Origin of the sequence: Enterobacter sp. HG048, assembly GCF_024702055.1 — a bacterium.
GTDB classification, from domain to species: domain Bacteria; phylum Pseudomonadota; class Gammaproteobacteria; order Enterobacterales; family Enterobacteriaceae; genus Enterobacter; species Enterobacter dykesii.
Genome location: NZ_JANLIZ010000004.1, coordinates 1 through 15,087 on the forward strand (window position 1 = coordinate 1; position 15,087 = coordinate 15,087).

General features: G+C 56.2%; 16 protein-coding genes. 9 read left to right on the forward strand and 7 right to left on the reverse strand.

Annotated features, from left to right (window positions below):
- The 5 genes from cysT to pdxK all read left to right on the forward strand — a co-directional run.
- Positions 1-534, forward strand: a 534-nt coding sequence (gene cysT / locus NUX24_RS06990) for a sulfate ABC transporter permease subunit CysT (protein ID WP_257830522.1), incomplete at its 5' end; no start/stop codon positions are given.
- The gene (cysW, locus tag NUX24_RS06995; RefSeq protein ID WP_028016163.1) at positions 534-1,409 is read left to right on the forward strand and encodes a sulfate/thiosulfate ABC transporter permease CysW; all 876 of its coding nucleotides are present in this window, start codon (positions 534-536) and stop codon (positions 1,407-1,409) included. The genes cysT and cysW, both read left to right, overlap by 1 nt.
- Positions 1,399-2,493, forward strand: a complete 1,095-nt coding sequence (gene cysA, locus NUX24_RS07000) for a sulfate/thiosulfate ABC transporter ATP-binding protein CysA (RefSeq protein ID WP_008501607.1) — start codon at positions 1,399-1,401, stop codon at positions 2,491-2,493. The genes cysW and cysA overlap by 11 nt, the downstream gene beginning before the upstream one ends.
- Before the next feature lie 67 nt (positions 2,494-2,560).
- Complete coding sequence (gene cysM, locus NUX24_RS07005; RefSeq protein ID WP_257830527.1) at positions 2,561-3,472, forward strand: cysteine synthase CysM; 912 nt, start codon at positions 2,561-2,563, stop codon at positions 3,470-3,472.
- Between the two features lie 5 nt (positions 3,473-3,477).
- Complete coding sequence (gene pdxK, locus NUX24_RS07010) at positions 3,478-4,314, forward strand: pyridoxine/pyridoxal/pyridoxamine kinase (protein ID WP_257830529.1); 837 nt, start codon at positions 3,478-3,480, stop codon at positions 4,312-4,314.
- A 44-nt stretch (positions 4,315-4,358) separates the two neighbouring features.
- Here the strand turns inward: pdxK and crr are convergent, their stop codons facing one another.
- The 5 genes from crr to cysZ all read right to left on the reverse strand — a co-directional run bounded on the left by crr (position 4,359) and on the right by cysZ (position 9,152).
- A complete protein-coding gene (gene crr / locus NUX24_RS07015; protein WP_003861316.1) occupies positions 4,359-4,868 on the reverse strand; it encodes a PTS glucose transporter subunit IIA in 510 nt (169 codons plus the stop codon).
- Between the two features lie 40 nt (positions 4,869-4,908).
- Positions 4,909-6,636 carry a phosphoenolpyruvate-protein phosphotransferase PtsI gene (gene ptsI, locus NUX24_RS07020; RefSeq protein WP_023332954.1) on the reverse strand — a complete coding sequence of 576 codons (1,728 nt, stop codon included), beginning with the start codon at positions 6,634-6,636 and terminating at the stop codon, positions 4,909-4,911.
- 44 nt (positions 6,637-6,680) lie between these two features.
- Positions 6,681-6,938, reverse strand: coding sequence for a phosphocarrier protein Hpr (ptsH, locus tag NUX24_RS07025; RefSeq protein WP_000487600.1), 258 nt, complete (start codon positions 6,936-6,938; stop codon positions 6,681-6,683).
- A gap of 317 nt (positions 6,939-7,255) precedes the next feature.
- On the reverse strand, positions 7,256-8,227 hold the full coding sequence (cysK, locus tag NUX24_RS07030) for a cysteine synthase A (protein WP_257830535.1): 972 nt from the start codon (positions 8,225-8,227) through the stop codon (positions 7,256-7,258).
- Between the two features lie 163 nt (positions 8,228-8,390).
- Positions 8,391-9,152: a sulfate transporter CysZ gene (gene cysZ / locus NUX24_RS07035; protein ID WP_039263698.1), complete on the reverse strand. Its 762-nt coding sequence runs from the start codon at positions 9,150-9,152 to the stop codon at positions 8,391-8,393.
- A gap of 230 nt (positions 9,153-9,382) precedes the next feature.
- Here cysZ and zipA point away from each other — a divergent pair, with 230 nt between their 5' ends.
- From zipA to NUX24_RS07050, 3 genes are all read left to right on the forward strand, one after another.
- Positions 9,383-10,366, forward strand: a complete 984-nt coding sequence (gene zipA, locus NUX24_RS07040) for a cell division protein ZipA (RefSeq protein WP_047652629.1) — start codon at positions 9,383-9,385, stop codon at positions 10,364-10,366.
- Positions 10,367-10,435: 69 nt separating this feature from the next.
- Positions 10,436-12,451 (forward strand): NAD-dependent DNA ligase LigA, encoded by a 2,016-nt coding sequence (gene ligA, locus NUX24_RS07045; RefSeq protein ID WP_059446258.1) that lies wholly within the window; start codon positions 10,436-10,438, stop codon positions 12,449-12,451.
- Between the two features lies 1 nt (position 12,452).
- Positions 12,453-12,668: a DUF3820 family protein gene (locus tag NUX24_RS07050; protein WP_003861328.1), complete on the forward strand. Its 216-nt coding sequence runs from the start codon at positions 12,453-12,455 to the stop codon at positions 12,666-12,668.
- On the opposite strand, the gene NUX24_RS07055 is transcribed toward NUX24_RS07050, so the two are convergent.
- Positions 12,665-13,660, reverse strand: a complete 996-nt coding sequence (locus tag NUX24_RS07055; protein WP_257830540.1) for a bile acid:sodium symporter family protein — start codon at positions 13,658-13,660, stop codon at positions 12,665-12,667. The genes NUX24_RS07050 and NUX24_RS07055 overlap by 4 nt on opposite strands.
- 89 nt (positions 13,661-13,749) lie before the next feature.
- On the opposite strand from NUX24_RS07055, the gene NUX24_RS07060 reads away from it, so the two are divergent.
- Entirely contained in the window at positions 13,750-14,685 is a 936-nt protein-coding gene (locus NUX24_RS07060; protein WP_047652627.1) for a LysR family transcriptional regulator, read from the forward strand.
- Here NUX24_RS07060 and NUX24_RS07065 read toward each other — a convergent pair.
- Positions 14,682-15,023 (reverse strand): FlxA-like family protein, encoded by a 342-nt coding sequence (locus tag NUX24_RS07065; protein WP_257830543.1) that lies wholly within the window; start codon positions 15,021-15,023, stop codon positions 14,682-14,684. The genes NUX24_RS07060 and NUX24_RS07065 overlap by 4 nt on opposite strands.
- Positions 15,024-15,087: the final 64 nt, after the last annotated feature.

Consider the following 15,087-nt stretch of genomic DNA (forward strand, 5'->3'; position numbering starts at 1 on the left):
GATCTGCCGTTTGCGCTGCCGACGGCGGTGGCGGGCTTAACCCTCGCGTCGCTTTTCTCCGTGAACGGGCTGTACGGCGAGTGGCTGGCGAAATTTGACATCAAAGTGACCTACACCTGGCTCGGTATCGCGGTGGCGATGGCCTTTACCAGCATCCCGTTTGTGGTCCGTACCGTGCAGCCAGTGCTGGAAGAGTTAGGTCCGGAATACGAAGAAGCGGCGGAAACGCTGGGCGCCACGCGCTGGCAGAGCTTCCGCAAGGTGGTTTTGCCTGAACTGTCACCGGCGCTGATGGCGGGCGTCGCGCTGTCGTTTACCCGCAGCCTAGGTGAGTTTGGCGCGGTGATTTTTATCGCCGGGAACATCGCCTGGAAAACAGAAGTCACCTCGCTGATGATTTTCATCCGTTTGCAGGAGTTTGATTATCCGGCGGCGAGCGCGATTGCTTCGGTGATCCTGGCGGCCTCGCTGCTGCTGCTGTACTCGATTAACACTCTGCAAAGTCGCTTTGGTCGACGTGTGGTAGGTCACTGATGGCGGAAGTTACGCAATTGAAGCGATACGATGCACCCCGTATTAACTGGGGCAAATGGTTTCTGATTGGGGCGGGCGTGCTGGTTTCCGCCCTCATTCTCGTCGTGCCGACGATCTATATCTTCGTTCAGGCGTTCAGCAAGGGCCTGATGCCCGCGCTGGAAAACCTGGCGAACCCGGATATGCTGCATGCCATCTGGCTGACCGTGCTGATTGCGTTGATCACCGTGCCGGTGAACCTCGTGTTCGGTACCCTGTTGGCCTGGCTGGTGACGCGCTTCAACTTTCCGGGACGTCAGCTGCTGCTGACCCTGCTGGATATTCCTTTCGCCGTATCGCCGGTGGTGGCGGGTCTGGTGTACCTGCTCTTTTACGGCTCCAACGGTCCGCTGGGCGGCTGGCTGGACGAGCATAACCTGCAAATCATGTTCGCCTGGCCGGGCATGGTGCTGGTCACCATCTTCGTGACCTGTCCGTTTGTGGTGCGTGAGCTGGTGCCGGTGATGTTAAGCCAGGGGAGCAACGAAGACGAAGCGGCGGTACTGCTGGGCGCGTCAGGCTGGCAGATGTTCCGTCGCGTGACGCTGCCGAACATTCGCTGGGCGCTGCTTTACGGCGTGGTGCTGACCAACGCCCGTGCGATTGGTGAGTTTGGTGCCGTGTCCGTCGTCTCCGGCTCCATCCGGGGTGAAACCCTGTCGCTGCCGCTCCAGATTGAGCTGCTGCAGCAGGACTACAACACCATCGGCTCGTTTACTGCCGCAGCGTTGCTGACGCTGATGGCCATTTTGACCCTGTTTTTGAAGAGTGTGGTGCAGTGGCGTTTAGAAAATCAGGAAAAACGTCAGCATCAGGAGGGAAATCATGAGCATTGAGATTGCCAATATTAAGAAGTCTTTTGGTCGCACCCAGGTGCTGAATGATATCTCGCTGGATATCCCTTCCGGACAAATGGTGGCGCTGCTGGGGCCGTCCGGCTCGGGCAAAACCACGCTGCTGCGTATTATCGCCGGGCTTGAGCATCAGACCAGCGGGCACATCCGCTTCCACGGCACCGACGTGAGCCGCCTGCACGCCCGCGATCGTAAAGTAGGTTTTGTATTCCAGCATTACGCGCTGTTCCGCCACATGACCGTGTTCGATAACATCGCGTTTGGCCTGACCGTGCTGCCGCGTCGCGAGCGCCCGGATGCGGCAACCATTAAAGCGAAAGTGACAAAACTGCTGGAGATGGTGCAGCTGGCGCATCTGGCGGACCGTTTCCCGGCCCAGCTGTCCGGCGGGCAGAAACAGCGCGTGGCGCTGGCGCGCGCGCTGGCCGTTGAGCCGCAAATTCTGCTGCTGGATGAACCCTTCGGCGCGCTGGATGCGCAGGTGCGTAAAGAGCTGCGTCGCTGGCTGCGTCAGCTGCATGAGGAGCTGAAATTCACCAGCGTCTTCGTGACCCACGACCAGGAAGAGGCGATGGAAGTTGCGGATCGCGTGGTGGTCATGAGCCAGGGCAACATTGAGCAGGTTGACGAGCCTGAACAGCTGTGGCGTGAACCGGCGACCCGCTTCGTGCTGGAGTTTATGGGCGAAGTGAACCGTCTGCAGGGCACTATTCGCGGCGGCCAGTTCCACGTTGGCGCGCATCGCTGGCCGCTGGGCTATACCTCCGCGCATCAGGGGCCGGTCGATCTGTTCCTGCGTCCGTGGGAAGTGGACGTGAGTCGCCGAACCAGCCTGGATTCACCGCTGCCGGTGCAGGTCCTGGAAGCTAGCCCTAAAGGTCACTACACCCAATTGGTGGTACAGCCGCTGGGCTGGTATACCGAGCCGCTGACCGTGGTCATGCGCGACGACGTGCCGCCGCACCGGGGCGAGCGTCTGTTTGTCGGGCTGCAGCATGCCCGTATTTATCACGGGAAGGAGCGTATTGAGACGCGCGAGGATATTGCTCTGGCGGAGTCAGCCTGATAGGTTAATGCGTATGTTTTTCGCCCGGTGGCGTAATGCTTACCGGGCTTTTTATTGAGCAAAAATCGTGAATACACTCGAACACACCATCGGCAACACTCCTCTGGTCAAACTTCAGCGCATGGGGCCGAACAACGGCAGCGAAATCTGGGTCAAACTCGAAGGCAATAACCCGGCGGGATCGGTAAAAGACCGTGCGGCGCTGTCGATGATTGTCCAGGCCGAAAAACGCGGAGAAATTAAGCCAGGAGACGTGCTGATTGAGGCTACCAGCGGCAACACCGGTATCGCCCTGGCGATGATTGCGGCGCTGAAAGGCTACCGCATGAAGCTGCTGATGCCGGACAACATGAGCCAGGAGCGCCGTGCCGCGATGCGTGCCTACGGGGCAGAGCTGATTCTGGTGACCAAAGAGCAGGGGATGGAAGGCGCACGCGACTTAGCGCTGGAGATGGCCGAGCGCGGCGAAGGTAAGCTGCTGGATCAGTTCAATAACCCGGACAACCCGTACGCGCACTACACCACCACCGGCCCTGAAATCTGGCAGCAGACCGACGGGCGTATCACCCATTTTGTCTCCAGCATGGGCACCACCGGCACCATTACCGGGGTATCGCGTTTTCTGCGCGAGCAGGAAAAAGCCGTCACCATCGTTGGCCTGCAGCCGGAAGAGGGGAGCAGCATTCCGGGCATTCGCCGCTGGCCGGCGGAATATATGCCGGGCATCTTTAATGCGCAGCTGGTGGATCGGGTGCTGGATATTCATCAGCGCGAGGCGGAGAATACCATGCGTGAGCTGGCCGTGCGTGAAGGCATATTCTGTGGGGTCAGTTCGGGTGGTGCTGTAGCAGGGGCAATCCGCGTTGCAAATGAAAACCCTGGCGCGGTTGTCGTGGCGATTATCTGCGATCGCGGCGATCGTTACCTGTCTACCGGCGTCTTTGGTGAAGAGAGTTATTCGCAGGGGGCGGGGATTTAAGCGTCATGGAGATGATTTTATTCCGGGATAACACCCGGGCGCAGCAAACCGATATTGTCGCGGTTCAGTCGCAGGTGGTTTACGGCAGCGTGGGGAACAGCATTGCGGTACCGAATATTCGTACCCACAGGCTGAACGTCACCGCCGTGCCGACGGTGCTGTTTAGCAACACGCCGCACTATGACACCTTCTACGGCGGCGTGATCCCCGACGAGTGGTTCAGCGGTTATCTTAAGGCGCTGGAAGAGCGCGAGATCCTGCGCGAGCTTAAGGCGGTGACTACCGGCTATATGGGCAGCGCCAGCCAGATCGTCCTGCTGGCGCAGTGGTTGAAGGCGGTCAAAGCGCAGCATCCTGACCTGCTCGTGCTGGTCGACCCGGTTATCGGCGATATCGACAGCGGTATGTACGTGAAGCCCGAAATCCCGCAGGCGTATCGGGAGCATCTGCTGCCGCTGGCGCAGGGGATTACGCCAAACGTCTATGAACTGGAAGTGTTAAGCGGCAAACCGTGCCGTACGCCGGAAAGCGCCATCGCTGCGGCGCAGGGACTGCTCTCAGATAGCCTGAAATGGGTGGCGATCACCAGCGCACCGGTGGCCGATGACCCGGAAAACATCCACGTGGTGCTGGTGACGAATGAAGGCGTGACCGTCAGCGCGCATCCGCGCGTAGAAACCGATCTGAAAGGGACGGGCGACCTGTTCTGTTCAGAGCTGGTGAGCGGAATTGTTGAGGGGAAAACCGTTGCTGATGCCATTCACATGGCCGGCGATCGGGTGACCGACGTGATGCTTTATACCCAGTCGAAAGGCTACGACGAGCTTATCCTCCCGGCATAAACAAAAATGGCGCCCGAAGGCGCCATTTTTCTGTGCGGCAAGAATTACTTCTTGATGCGGATAACCGGGGTTTCACCCACGGTGACGCTGCCAGACAGTTTGATCAGTTCTTTGATTTCGTCCATGTTGGAGATAACAACCGGCGTCAGGGTAGACTTGGCTTTTTCTTCCAGCAGTGGCAGATCGAATTCAATTACCGGGTCGCCAACTTTAACACGCTGGCCTTCTTCCGCGATACGTTTGAAGCCTTCGCCTTTCAGTTCAACGGTGTCGATACCGAAGTGAACGAACAGTTCGATACCGCTATCAGATTCGATAGAGAACGCATGGTTGGTTTCAAAAATTTTACCGATGGTGCCGTCAACTGGAGCAACCATTTTGTTGCCAGTTGGTTTGATAGCAATGCCATCACCAACGATTTTCTCAGCAAACACTACATCCGGCACGTCTTCGATGTTGACGATCTCGCCGGAGAGCGGAGCAACAATCTCAATAGTTCCGGAGTCTTTCTTATCATCAGAAACCAGAGATTTCAGTTTATCGAACAAACCCATGATCTTCTCCTAAGCAGTAATTTGGGCCGCATCTCGTGGATTAGCAGATTGTTTTTTCTTCAATGAACTTGTTAACCAGCGTCATTAACTCGTCCGTTGTCGGTTGAGCAAGAGCCTGCTCTGCTAACACCTTCGCATCTTCGAAGTTCGTGTTACGGATAATCTTCTTAATGCGCGGGATGGAAATGGCGCTCATAGAGAATTCGTCCAGACCCATACCCAGCAACAGAAGTGTAGCACGTTCGTCGCCTGCAAGCTCACCACACATGCCAGTCCATTTACCTTCTGCATGAGAAGCATCAATAACTTGCTTGATCAAGTTCAGTACGGACGGTGACATTGGTTGGTAGAGATGTGAAATCATATCATTACCACGGTCAACTGCCAGGGTGTACTGCGTTAAATCATTGGTACCGATACTAAAGAAATCAACTTCTTTGGCTAAATGACGCGCAATGGTCGCCGCCGCAGGTGTTTCCACCATCACGCCGATCTCGATTGACTCGTCAAACGCTTTACCTTCGTCGCGCAGTTCCTGTTTGTAGATTTCGATCTCTTTCTTCAGTGCACGCACTTCTTCAACAGAGATGATCATCGGGAACATGATGCGCAGTTTACCGAACGCAGAGGCACGCAGGATCGCGCGAACCTGGTCACGCAGGATCTCTTTACGATCCATCGCGATACGGATTGCACGCCAGCCCAGGAACGGGTTCTCTTCTTTCGGGAAGTTCATGTACGGCAGCTCTTTGTCGCCACCGATGTCCATGGTACGGACGATAACCGCCTGAGAGCCACAGGCTTCAGCCACGGCTTTATAGGCAGCAAACTGCTCTTCTTCCGTTGGCAGCGCGTCGCGGTCCATGAACAGGAATTCTGTACGATAGAGACCGACGCCTTCCGCACCGTTGCGCTCAGCGCCATCAACGTCGCGGACGGTACCGATGTTTGCGCACACTTCTACCTGATGGCCGTCCAGGGTGATGGCTGGCAGGTCTTTCAGCTTAGCGAGTTCCGCTTTTTCAGTCGCAACCTGCTCCTGAACCGCGCGCAGTTTATCGATCTCTTCATTGGTTGGATTGACGTAAACCAGATTGTTTACGGCATCCAGAATCAGATAGTCGCCGTTTTTCACCTGAGAGGTGACGCTACCGGTACCCACGATGGCAGGCAGTTCCAGAGAGCGCGCCATGATAGAGGTGTGGGAGGTACGGCCACCCGCGTCGGTGATGAAACCGAGGACCTTTTTCAGGTTCAGCTGTGCGGTTTCAGACGGGGTGAGGTCAGCGGCAACCAGGATGACTTCATCCTGAATCGCGCTCAGGTCGATAATGGCCAGACCCAGGATGTTGCGCAGCAGGCGCTTACCGATGTCACGTACGTCAGCCGCACGCTCTTTCAGATATTCATCATCCAGTTCTTCCAGGGCAGTTGCCTGACCTTCGATAACTTCATGTGCAGCCGCGTCGGCCGTCATGCCTTTATCTTTAATCAGGGCTATGATTTCCTGCTCCAGCTCCTCATCTTCGAGCAGCATGATGTGCCCTTCGAAGATGGCTTCTTTTTCTTCACCGAAAGTTTCGCCAGCTTTAGTTTTGATTGCTTCCAGTTGCGCAGATGCCTTGGCACGACCGCTCAGAAAACGTTCAACTTCCTGATCAACCTTGTCGGCAGAAATTTTTTTCCGGTCGATGACGATCTCGTCTTCTTTCAGCAGCAGTGCTTTGCCGAAAGCGATACCCGGGGATGCTAAAATGCCTGAAATCATAACCCTACCTTACTTGTGACTGATATTTAAAAGAACCCGGAAACTTACTCGAGCTCAGCCATCAGTTTTACCAGATGCTCAACTGCTTTCTGCTCGTCTTCACCTTCTGCAGAGATGGTGACAACGGTGCCCTGAGTCAGGCCCAGAGTCTGCAGTTTGAACAGGCTTTTTGCGCTCGCGCTTTTGCCGTTGGAAGTCACAGTGATTTCAGAAGTGAAGCCTTTTGCTTCTTTAACAAACTGAGCAGCAGGGCGGGTGTGCAGACCGTTCGGAGCGGTAATGGTAACTTCTTGCTGGAACATTGTATTTCCCCAACTTATAGGTTTAGTGTTGTGGAACTAAAGTCTAGCCTGGCGACTGAACTTTAGCCTGTATTGTTAGCGCTGACGTTTCGATCGTCATTAAACATTATGCAGCGAAAGCAAGACTTGAACCAAATCATAAAATCGATTCAGCAAGGCTATTTCATTCACCGATTAATTTCACGCATCAAAATAATTGCTGGTTTAAATACCAGACCCAACGGGGTGAAGCAATGCCAGGAGGGGTAAAAGTTTGAAGCAGGCCACAAAAAAGCACCTGAAAAGGTGCTTTTTTACGCGTTATTAACATGCTGGCACTACTGTTGCAGTTCTTTTTCGGTAAACAGATCGGCAAACAGTGCGGTGCTCAGGTAACGCTCGCCCGAAGAAGGAAGGATAACCACAATATTCTTGTTGGTAAAGGCTTCATCTTCCAGAAGCTTGAGCGCTGCCGCAACGGCCGCACCGGAAGAAATACCCGCCAGAATGCCTTCTTCATCCATCAGGCGACGTGCGGTAGAGATGGCTTCTTCGTTAGTGATGGTCACCACTTTATCGATCAGCTTCAGATCCAGGTTGCCCGGAATGAAGCCTGCGCCAATACCCTGAATTTTATGCGGGCCTGGTTTAAGCTCTTCACCCGCCAGAGCCTGGGTGATAACCGGTGAGTCTGTTGGCTCAACGGCAACGGTGATCAGGTCTTTTTTACCTTTTGTGCCTTTAATATAGCGTGACACGCCGGTCAGCGTACCGCCGGTACCCACGCCGGAGATAAAGACGTCAACCTGGCCGTCGGTATCTTCCCAGATTTCCGGACCGGTGGTCTTCTCGTGAATTTCCGGGTTAGCCGGGTTGCTGAACTGCTGCAGCAGCAGATATTTCGCCGGATCGCTGGCCACAATCTCTTCAGCTTTCTGAATGGCGCCCTTCATGCCCTTCGCGCCCTCGGTCAGCACCAGGTTTGCGCCCAGCGCTTTGAGCAGCTTACGACGCTCGATGCTCATGGTTTCTGGCATGGTCAGCGTCAGCTTGTAGCCACGCGCGGCAGCCACATAGGCCAGAGCGATACCGGTATTACCGCTGGTCGGTTCCACCAGCTCAACGCCAGGCTTCAGTACGCCACGTTTTTCAGCATCCCAAATCATGTTTGCACCGATACGGCATTTTACGCTGAAGCTCGGGTTACGTGATTCGACCTTCGCCAGAATGCGTCCATTACCGATACGGTTCAGTCGAACCAGGGGCGTATGACCGATAGTCAGCGAGTTGTCTTCATAAATCTTACTCATGGCCTGTCCTTAACTGTATGAAATTGGGATACCGACCCAGCATACCTGCTAAGCAGGTAGGGGGAAGTAAGGAATTCGCATATCTATATACTGCAAGGAAATAATGGGGATCAGTATGGAATAAGGGGCGGCATAAGCCACCCCTGCTTTACACATTTTTGCATTATTTCCATAACGCGTGCTTAGCACGGTAGCAGTCGACCCACATCGCCGTCGCGCCACAGACGGCGACGGGCATGATGAACAGATTCAGGAAGGGAATCATGGTGAACAGGCTGGTCAGTGCGCCAAACTGCATATTGGCGACCTTCTGGCTGCGCAGGGCGGTGCGCATCTCTTTAAACGGCACCTTGTGGTTATCGAACGGATAATCGCAGTATTGAATAGCCAGCATCCAGGCACTGAACAGGAACCACAGCACCGGCGCCACCGTCTGGCCGATGCCTGGCACAAAATAAAGGATAAGCAGCACGACCGCGCGGGGCAGGTACCAGGCAAACTTCTGCCACTCGCGCTTCATGATGCGTGGCAGGTCTTTCATGATCCCCAGCACGCCCGTGTCCGGCGGCGTCGCGCCGGTAAGCCGCGCTTCAAGCTGTTCCGCCAGCAGACCGTTAAACGGCGCGGCTATCCAGTTGGCAATCGTCGAAAAGAAGTATCCAAACACCAGCAGCACGGAGATCACCGCTACCGGCCAGAGTAGGTAGTTAAGCCACTGCAGCCAGTCCGGCACGTAACTCATCAGCGACGGGATCCAGCTCTCCAGCTTTGTGAACAGCCACCAGAACGCGCCGCCCATCAGAATAATGTTGATCAACAGCGGCAGAATGACGAAGCGTCGAATCCCCGGCAGGGAGACCAGTTTCCAGCCCTGAGAAAAATACCAGACGCCGCTGCGCGGGGGAGAAGAAGATGTTGAAACCATAGCCAGGCTGTACTCCTTTTTACACAACCAGTGGAATTGCCCGCCTATATTATCCACTTATGGAGCAATGACCAGTTCGGAAATGTTCGAAAAACCAGCAAAAAGCACGATTTCCTTCATCTTTATGCTGTGAATGCTCTGCACACACTTGCACTTGACGTAAACGGCAAATACTCTTAGTGAGTAAATGTTTGCCGTGGTGGCAAGGTGTTAGAACAACAGAGAATATAATGATGCAGGATTTGCGTCTGATATTAATCATTGTTGGCGCGATCGCCATAATCGCTTTACTGGTACATGGTTTCTGGACCAGCCGTAAAGAGCGTTCCTCGATGTTTCGCGATCGCCCACTGAAGCGCATGAAGTCCAGTCGTGACGACGATGACAGTGAAGATGACATCGACGGCAGCGACGACGACGGCGTGGGTGAAGTTCGTGTTCATCGGGTCAATACTGCGCCCGGCGCAGGCCATGGGGAGCATGAAGCGCCTCGTCCTTCGCAGCACCAGTATCAACCGCCGTATGCTTCTGCACAGCCGCGCCAGCCAGCGCCGCAGCCAGTGGAAGAGCCGGTGCGCCAGCCGCCGCAACAGCCTGTTTATCAGCAGCCTGCAGCGCCACAGCCGGTTCAACAGCAACCGGTGCAGCAGCCCGTGCCGCAACAGCCTGCTCAGCCGGTACAACAACCGCAGCAGCCTGTTCACGTACAGCCTGCGCCTCAGCCTGCTCCGGCCCCGCACGTTGAGCCTGAGCCCGTTGTAGAGCCAGAGCCGGTTGTTGAAAAACCGCAGCGTAAAGAAGCGGTGATCATCATGAACGTGGCCGCGCATCACGGCAGCCATCTCAACGGTGACGTGTTGCTCAACAGTATTCAACAGGCAGGATTCAAGTTTGGCGATATGAACATTTTCCATCGCCATCTGAGCCCTGACGGTAGCGGTCCGGCGCTGTTCAGCCTGGCCAACATGGTTAACCCTGGCACCTTTGATCCGGAAATGACCGGTGATTTCGTGACCCCGGGCGTCACTATCTTTATGCAGGTGCCTTCTTACGGCGACGAACTGCAAAACTTTAAGCTGATGCTGCAGTCCGCTCAGCACATTGCTGACGAAGTCGGCGGTGTGGTGCTCGACGATCAGCGTCGAATGATGACCCCGCAGAAGCTGCGCGAGTATCAGGACCGCATCCGCGAAGTTAAGGAAGCTAACGCGTAATCGTTGCGTTTACTTCGACTCCTCCTCAACCCCCGCCTGTCGGGGGTTTTTTCTCATTGATGGTGCGATATGGACTCAATCGAACAACAACTCACTGAACTGCGAACCACGCTTCGCCATCATGAATACCTCTATCATGTTATGGACGCGCCGGAAGTACCGGATGCCGAATATGACCGCCTGATGCGCGAGCTGCGCGAACTAGAGGCGCAGCATCCGGAGCTTATCACGCCGGATTCCCCCACCCAGCGCGTCGGCGCTGAGCCGCTGGGCGCTTTCAGCCAGGTGCGCCATGAGGTGCCGATGCTGTCGCTGGATAACGTCTTCGATGAAGAGAGCTTCCTTGCGTTTAACAAGCGCGTGCAGGATCGCCTGAAAAGCAGCGACTCCCTCACCTGGTGCTGCGAGCTCAAGCTGGATGGCCTGGCGGTCAGCCTTCTCTATGAAAACGGCGTGCTGGTGCGTGCCGCAACGCGTGGCGACGGTACGACGGGCGAAGACATCACTACCAACGTGCGTACCATCCGCGCGATCCCGCTGAAGCTGCAGGGTGACAACATTCCCGCGCGTCTGGAAGTGCGCGGCGAGGTGTTCCTGCCCCAGGCGGGCTTCGAGAAAATTAACGAAGAGGCGCGTCGCACGGGCGGTAAGGTGTTTGCTAACCCGCGTAATGCGGCGGCAGGCTCTCTGCGCCAGCTTGACCCGCGTATTACAGCGAAGCGACCGCTAACTTTCTTCTGCTACGGCGTCGGTATTCTGGAGGGCGGCGAGCTGCCGGATACGCACCTGGGACGTCTGCTGCAGTTTAAAGCGTGGGGCCTGCCGGTGAGCAACCGCGTTCAGCTCTGCGACTCGCCGGAAGCGGTGCTGGCGTTCTACCACAAGGTGGAAGAGGACCGTCCTACGCTCGGTTTTGATATAGATGGCGTCGTCATCAAGGTGAATTCACTGGCGCTGCAGGAGCAGCTGGGCTTTGTTGCTCGCGCGCCCCGCTGGGCGGTGGCGTTTAAGTTCCCTGCTCAGGAGCAGATGACCTTCGTTCGCGATGTGGAGTTCCAGGTTGGTCGTACAGGGGCGATTACCCCGGTCGCCCGTCTGGAGCCCGTGCAGGTTGCGGGCGTGCTGGTGAGTAACGCCACGCTGCATAACGCCGATGAAATAGAACGTCTGGGCTTGCGTATTGGTGACAAAGTGGTGATTCGCCGCGCCGGCGACGTTATCCCGCAGGTGGTTAACGTCGTGGAGTCAGAACGTCCTGCCGATACGCGCGAGATCGTCTTCCCGACCCACTGCCCGGTGTGCGGCTCCGACGTTGAGCGTGTGGAAGGTGAAGCGGTGGCGCGCTGTACGGGGGGCTTAATCTGTGGTGCGCAGCGTAAAGAATCGCTGAAACATTTCGTCTCCCGTCGGGCGATGGACGTCGACGGCATGGGCGACAAGATTATCGATCAGCTGGTTGAGAAAGAGTATGTCCACACGCCAGCGGATCTCTTCAGACTGACGGCAGGTAAACTGACCGGCCTGGATCGCATGGGGCCAAAGTCAGCCCAGAATGTGGTTAACGCGCTGGAAGCCGCCAAAGAGACGACCTTTGCCCGCTTCCTGTATGCGCTGGGCATTCGTGAAGTGGGTGAGGCGACGGCGGCGGGCCTGGCGGCGTACTTTGGTACGCTGGAGGCGCTGGAAAAGGCAAGCATCGACGAGCTGCAGAAAGTCCCTGACGTTGGCATTGTAGTCGCCACGCACGTCTTTAACTTCTTCGCCGAAGAGAGCAACCGTGAAGTCATCGGCAAGCTGCTGGAAGAGGGCATCAAGTGGCCCGCGCCGGTGGTGGTTAACGCCGAAGAGATCGACAGCCCGTTCGCCGGTAAAACGGTGGTCCTGACCGGCAGCCTGAGCCAGCTTTCACGCGACGATGCGAAAGCGCGCCTGGTGGCGCTGGGGGCCAAAGTGGCGGGCAGCGTGTCGAAGAAAACCGACCTGGTGATCGCCGGGGAAGCGGCGGGCTCTAAGCTGGCGAAAGCCCAGGAGCTCGGCATTGAGGTTATCGACGAAGCGGAAATGATGCGTCTGTTAGGAGAGTAACGTGGAGAAAGAACAGCTCGTTGAGATTGCCAATACGGAGATGCCGTTCGGTAAATACAAGGGCCGCAGGCTGATTGATTTGCCGGAGGAGTATCTGCTGTGGTTTGCCCGCAAGGATGAATTCCCGGCAGGGCGACTGGGCGAGCTGATGGCTATCACGTTACTGATCAAAACCGAGGGGCTGACCCAGCTGGTTCAGCCCCTGAAACGTCCTTAAGCCTTCGCGGCGCGGGTCTCTTCCTGCGCCAGCTTTTCGGTCTGGCGCTTGTAGCGACGCGCCAGCACCGCGCAGACCATCAGCTGGATCTGGTGGAAAATCATCAGCGGCAGCACCATCATCCCAATCACCGAGGTCGGGAACAGAATATTGGCCATCGGGATACCGTTAGCCAGGCTTTTCTTCGAACCGCAGAAGACAATGGTGATTTCATCCGCTTTGCTGAAGCCGCACCTGCGTGCCACAAAGACGTTTACCGCAATCACAATCGCCAACAGCACGAGGCTGACTACCACGATAAACAGCAGCGAGCCTGCGCCTACCTTATGCCAGATCCCGTTCACGACCGCTTCGCTGAAGGCGGAATAGACCACCAGCAGAATCGATGACTGGTCGGTTTTGGAGATCCATTTTTTGTGCTTCGCCACGAACGCCCCGGTCCATGGACGGGATAGATGTCCCAGGACAAACGGGAGCAGCAGCTGCAGGCAGATTTTTCCAACCTGCTCGAGATTGCCTTCCGCGCCGTGCATGTTCATCAGCAGGCCCACCAGCAGCGGGGAAACGAAAATCCCAAGCAGGCTGGATGCCGAGGCCGAGCAGACCGCGGCCGCAACGTTCCCTCCGGCGAGAGAGGTAAAGGCAATGGCGGACTGTACGGTAGCCGGCAGAATACAGAGATACAGGAAACCGGTGTAGAGCGCCGGGTCGACGTTAACCGGCGCCCACCAGGCAAACAGCACTCCGAGGATTGGGAACAGAATGAACGTGCTGCACATCACCCAGAGATGCAGCCGCCAGTGGCTACCGCCGGCAATAATCGCTTCGCGCGAGAGCTTTGCGCCATGCATAAAGAACAGCAGCGCGATGGCGGCCGTCGTCAGCCCTTCAAAAAACGGGACAAAGCTCCCGCGGGCGGGGAAGAACGAGGCCAGTAAAACGGTAACCACCAGGGTGAGCGTAAACGGATCAACAATACGAAATAGTTTCATAATGACTCCTGAAAACAGATGTCGCTATTGTGCTTTTTTCCATTTGAGAAATAAAATTGATTTATTGCATCCATTCATGAATAAAACAGATGAATTACTCCTTACGCCAGCTTCGTATTTTCGTCACCGTCGCCCACGCCCGCAGCTTTAGCCGGGCAGGGGAGACGATTGGCCTGAGCCAGTCGGCGGTCAGCCACAGCGTGAAAGAGCTGGAGAATCAGACCGGGGTGAAGTTGCTTGACCGCACCACGCGTGAAGTGGTGCTGACCGAAGCGGGGCAGCAGCTCGCCCTGCGTCTTGAACGATTGCTGGATGAGCTGAACAGCACGCTCAGAGACGTGGGGAGGCTGGGGCAGCAGCTTTCGGGGACCGTGCGCGTCGCGGCCAGCCAGACGATATCAGCGCACCTTATCCCGCAGTGTATTGCCGAGGGAAATCATCGCTACCCGGACATTGATTTTGTCCTGCATGACAGGCCGCAGCAGTGGGTGCTGGAAAGCATCCGCCAGGGCGATGTGGATTTTGGTATTGTTATCGATCCCGGCCAGGCGAGCGATCTGGCGTGCGAAAGCGTACTTTCCGAGCCATTCTTGCTGCTCTGCCGTGACGACGACCCGCTGGCCACGTTGCCGGAAGTCAGCTGGCAGTCCCTGACCGGCGCGAACCTGGTTTTACAGGATTATGCCTCGGGCAGCCGTCCGCTGATTGATTCCGCGCTGGTGAATCAGGGCGTAAAGGCAACGATCGTGCAGGAGATTGGGCACCCGGCAACGCTGTTTCCCATGGTGGAAGCAGGGATTGGCATCAGCGTGTTGCCCGCCCTGGCGCTTCCCCTGCCGCAGGGGAGTCGACTGGCCGTCAGGCGATTAACGCCCGTTGTTGAGCGAAAGCTGATGCTGGTGCGGCGAAAAAATCGTTCACTCTCGGGGGCGGCGCAGGCCATCTGGGAAGTGGTGCGCATCCAGGCACAGCGATTAACCGAGGCCCGCATACGCGACCCACTGTTTAATGCATCAGACGATTAGATGTAGATATCGATCTGATGATCGCCTGACGGGTTATTCACACCTTCGACCTTGCCCAGATTTAGATCCTGCTTCTTCTGGGCCTCTTCGGCCTGCTGGCGCTGCAGCGCGGCGAGTTGCGCCTGCAGCACTTTGATCTGGGTCTGAATAAGCTCCTGCTGCTTCTTCTTCTCATCAGCGCTGCCGGTGTTGTTCGCCAGTTCTTTTAGCTGCTGAGTCAGCTTATTGATCTTGTCAATAATACTGCTGATCTGGGAAGCGATGTCGTTGCTGCCAGAAGCACCACTCCCACCGCTGCTGGTTTGAATCATTTGGGTTGAAGCCTGAATGGTCGTCATAGTATTTCCTCGCGTTATAAAACAGAGGTATCGACACCAACGGGATTAGCTTGAGCAAAACTGC

Bases quoted from the DNA above. Each gene is read 5' to 3' on its own strand.
- ptsH (WP_000487600.1), bottom strand. From the start codon at position 6,938: ATGTTCCAGCAAGAAGTTACCATTACCGCTCCGAACGGTCTGCACACC.
- cysZ (WP_039263698.1), bottom strand. From the start codon at position 9,152: ATGGTTTCAACATCTTCTTCTCCCCCGCGCAGCGGCGTCTGGTATTTT.
- ptsI (WP_023332954.1), bottom strand. From the start codon at position 6,636: ATGATTTCAGGCATTTTAGCATCCCCGGGTATCGCTTTCGGCAAAGCA.
- pdxK (WP_257830529.1), top strand. From the start codon at position 3,478: ATGGAGATGATTTTATTCCGGGATAACACCCGGGCGCAGCAAACCGAT.
- NUX24_RS07065 (WP_257830543.1), bottom strand. From the start codon at position 15,023: ATGACGACCATTCAGGCTTCAACCCAAATGATTCAAACCAGCAGCGGT.
- cysA (WP_008501607.1), top strand. From the start codon at position 1,399: ATGAGCATTGAGATTGCCAATATTAAGAAGTCTTTTGGTCGCACCCAG.
- NUX24_RS07060 (WP_047652627.1), top strand. From the start codon at position 13,750: ATGAATTACTCCTTACGCCAGCTTCGTATTTTCGTCACCGTCGCCCAC.
- cysW (WP_028016163.1), top strand. From the start codon at position 534: ATGGCGGAAGTTACGCAATTGAAGCGATACGATGCACCCCGTATTAAC.
- NUX24_RS07055 (WP_257830540.1), bottom strand. From the start codon at position 13,660: ATGAAACTATTTCGTATTGTTGATCCGTTTACGCTCACCCTGGTGGTT.
- crr (WP_003861316.1), bottom strand. From the start codon at position 4,868: ATGGGTTTGTTCGATAAACTGAAATCTCTGGTTTCTGATGATAAGAAA.
- zipA (WP_047652629.1), top strand. From the start codon at position 9,383: ATGATGCAGGATTTGCGTCTGATATTAATCATTGTTGGCGCGATCGCC.
- ligA (WP_059446258.1), top strand. From the start codon at position 10,436: ATGGACTCAATCGAACAACAACTCACTGAACTGCGAACCACGCTTCGC.
- cysK (WP_257830535.1), bottom strand. From the start codon at position 8,227: ATGAGTAAGATTTATGAAGACAACTCGCTGACTATCGGTCATACGCCC.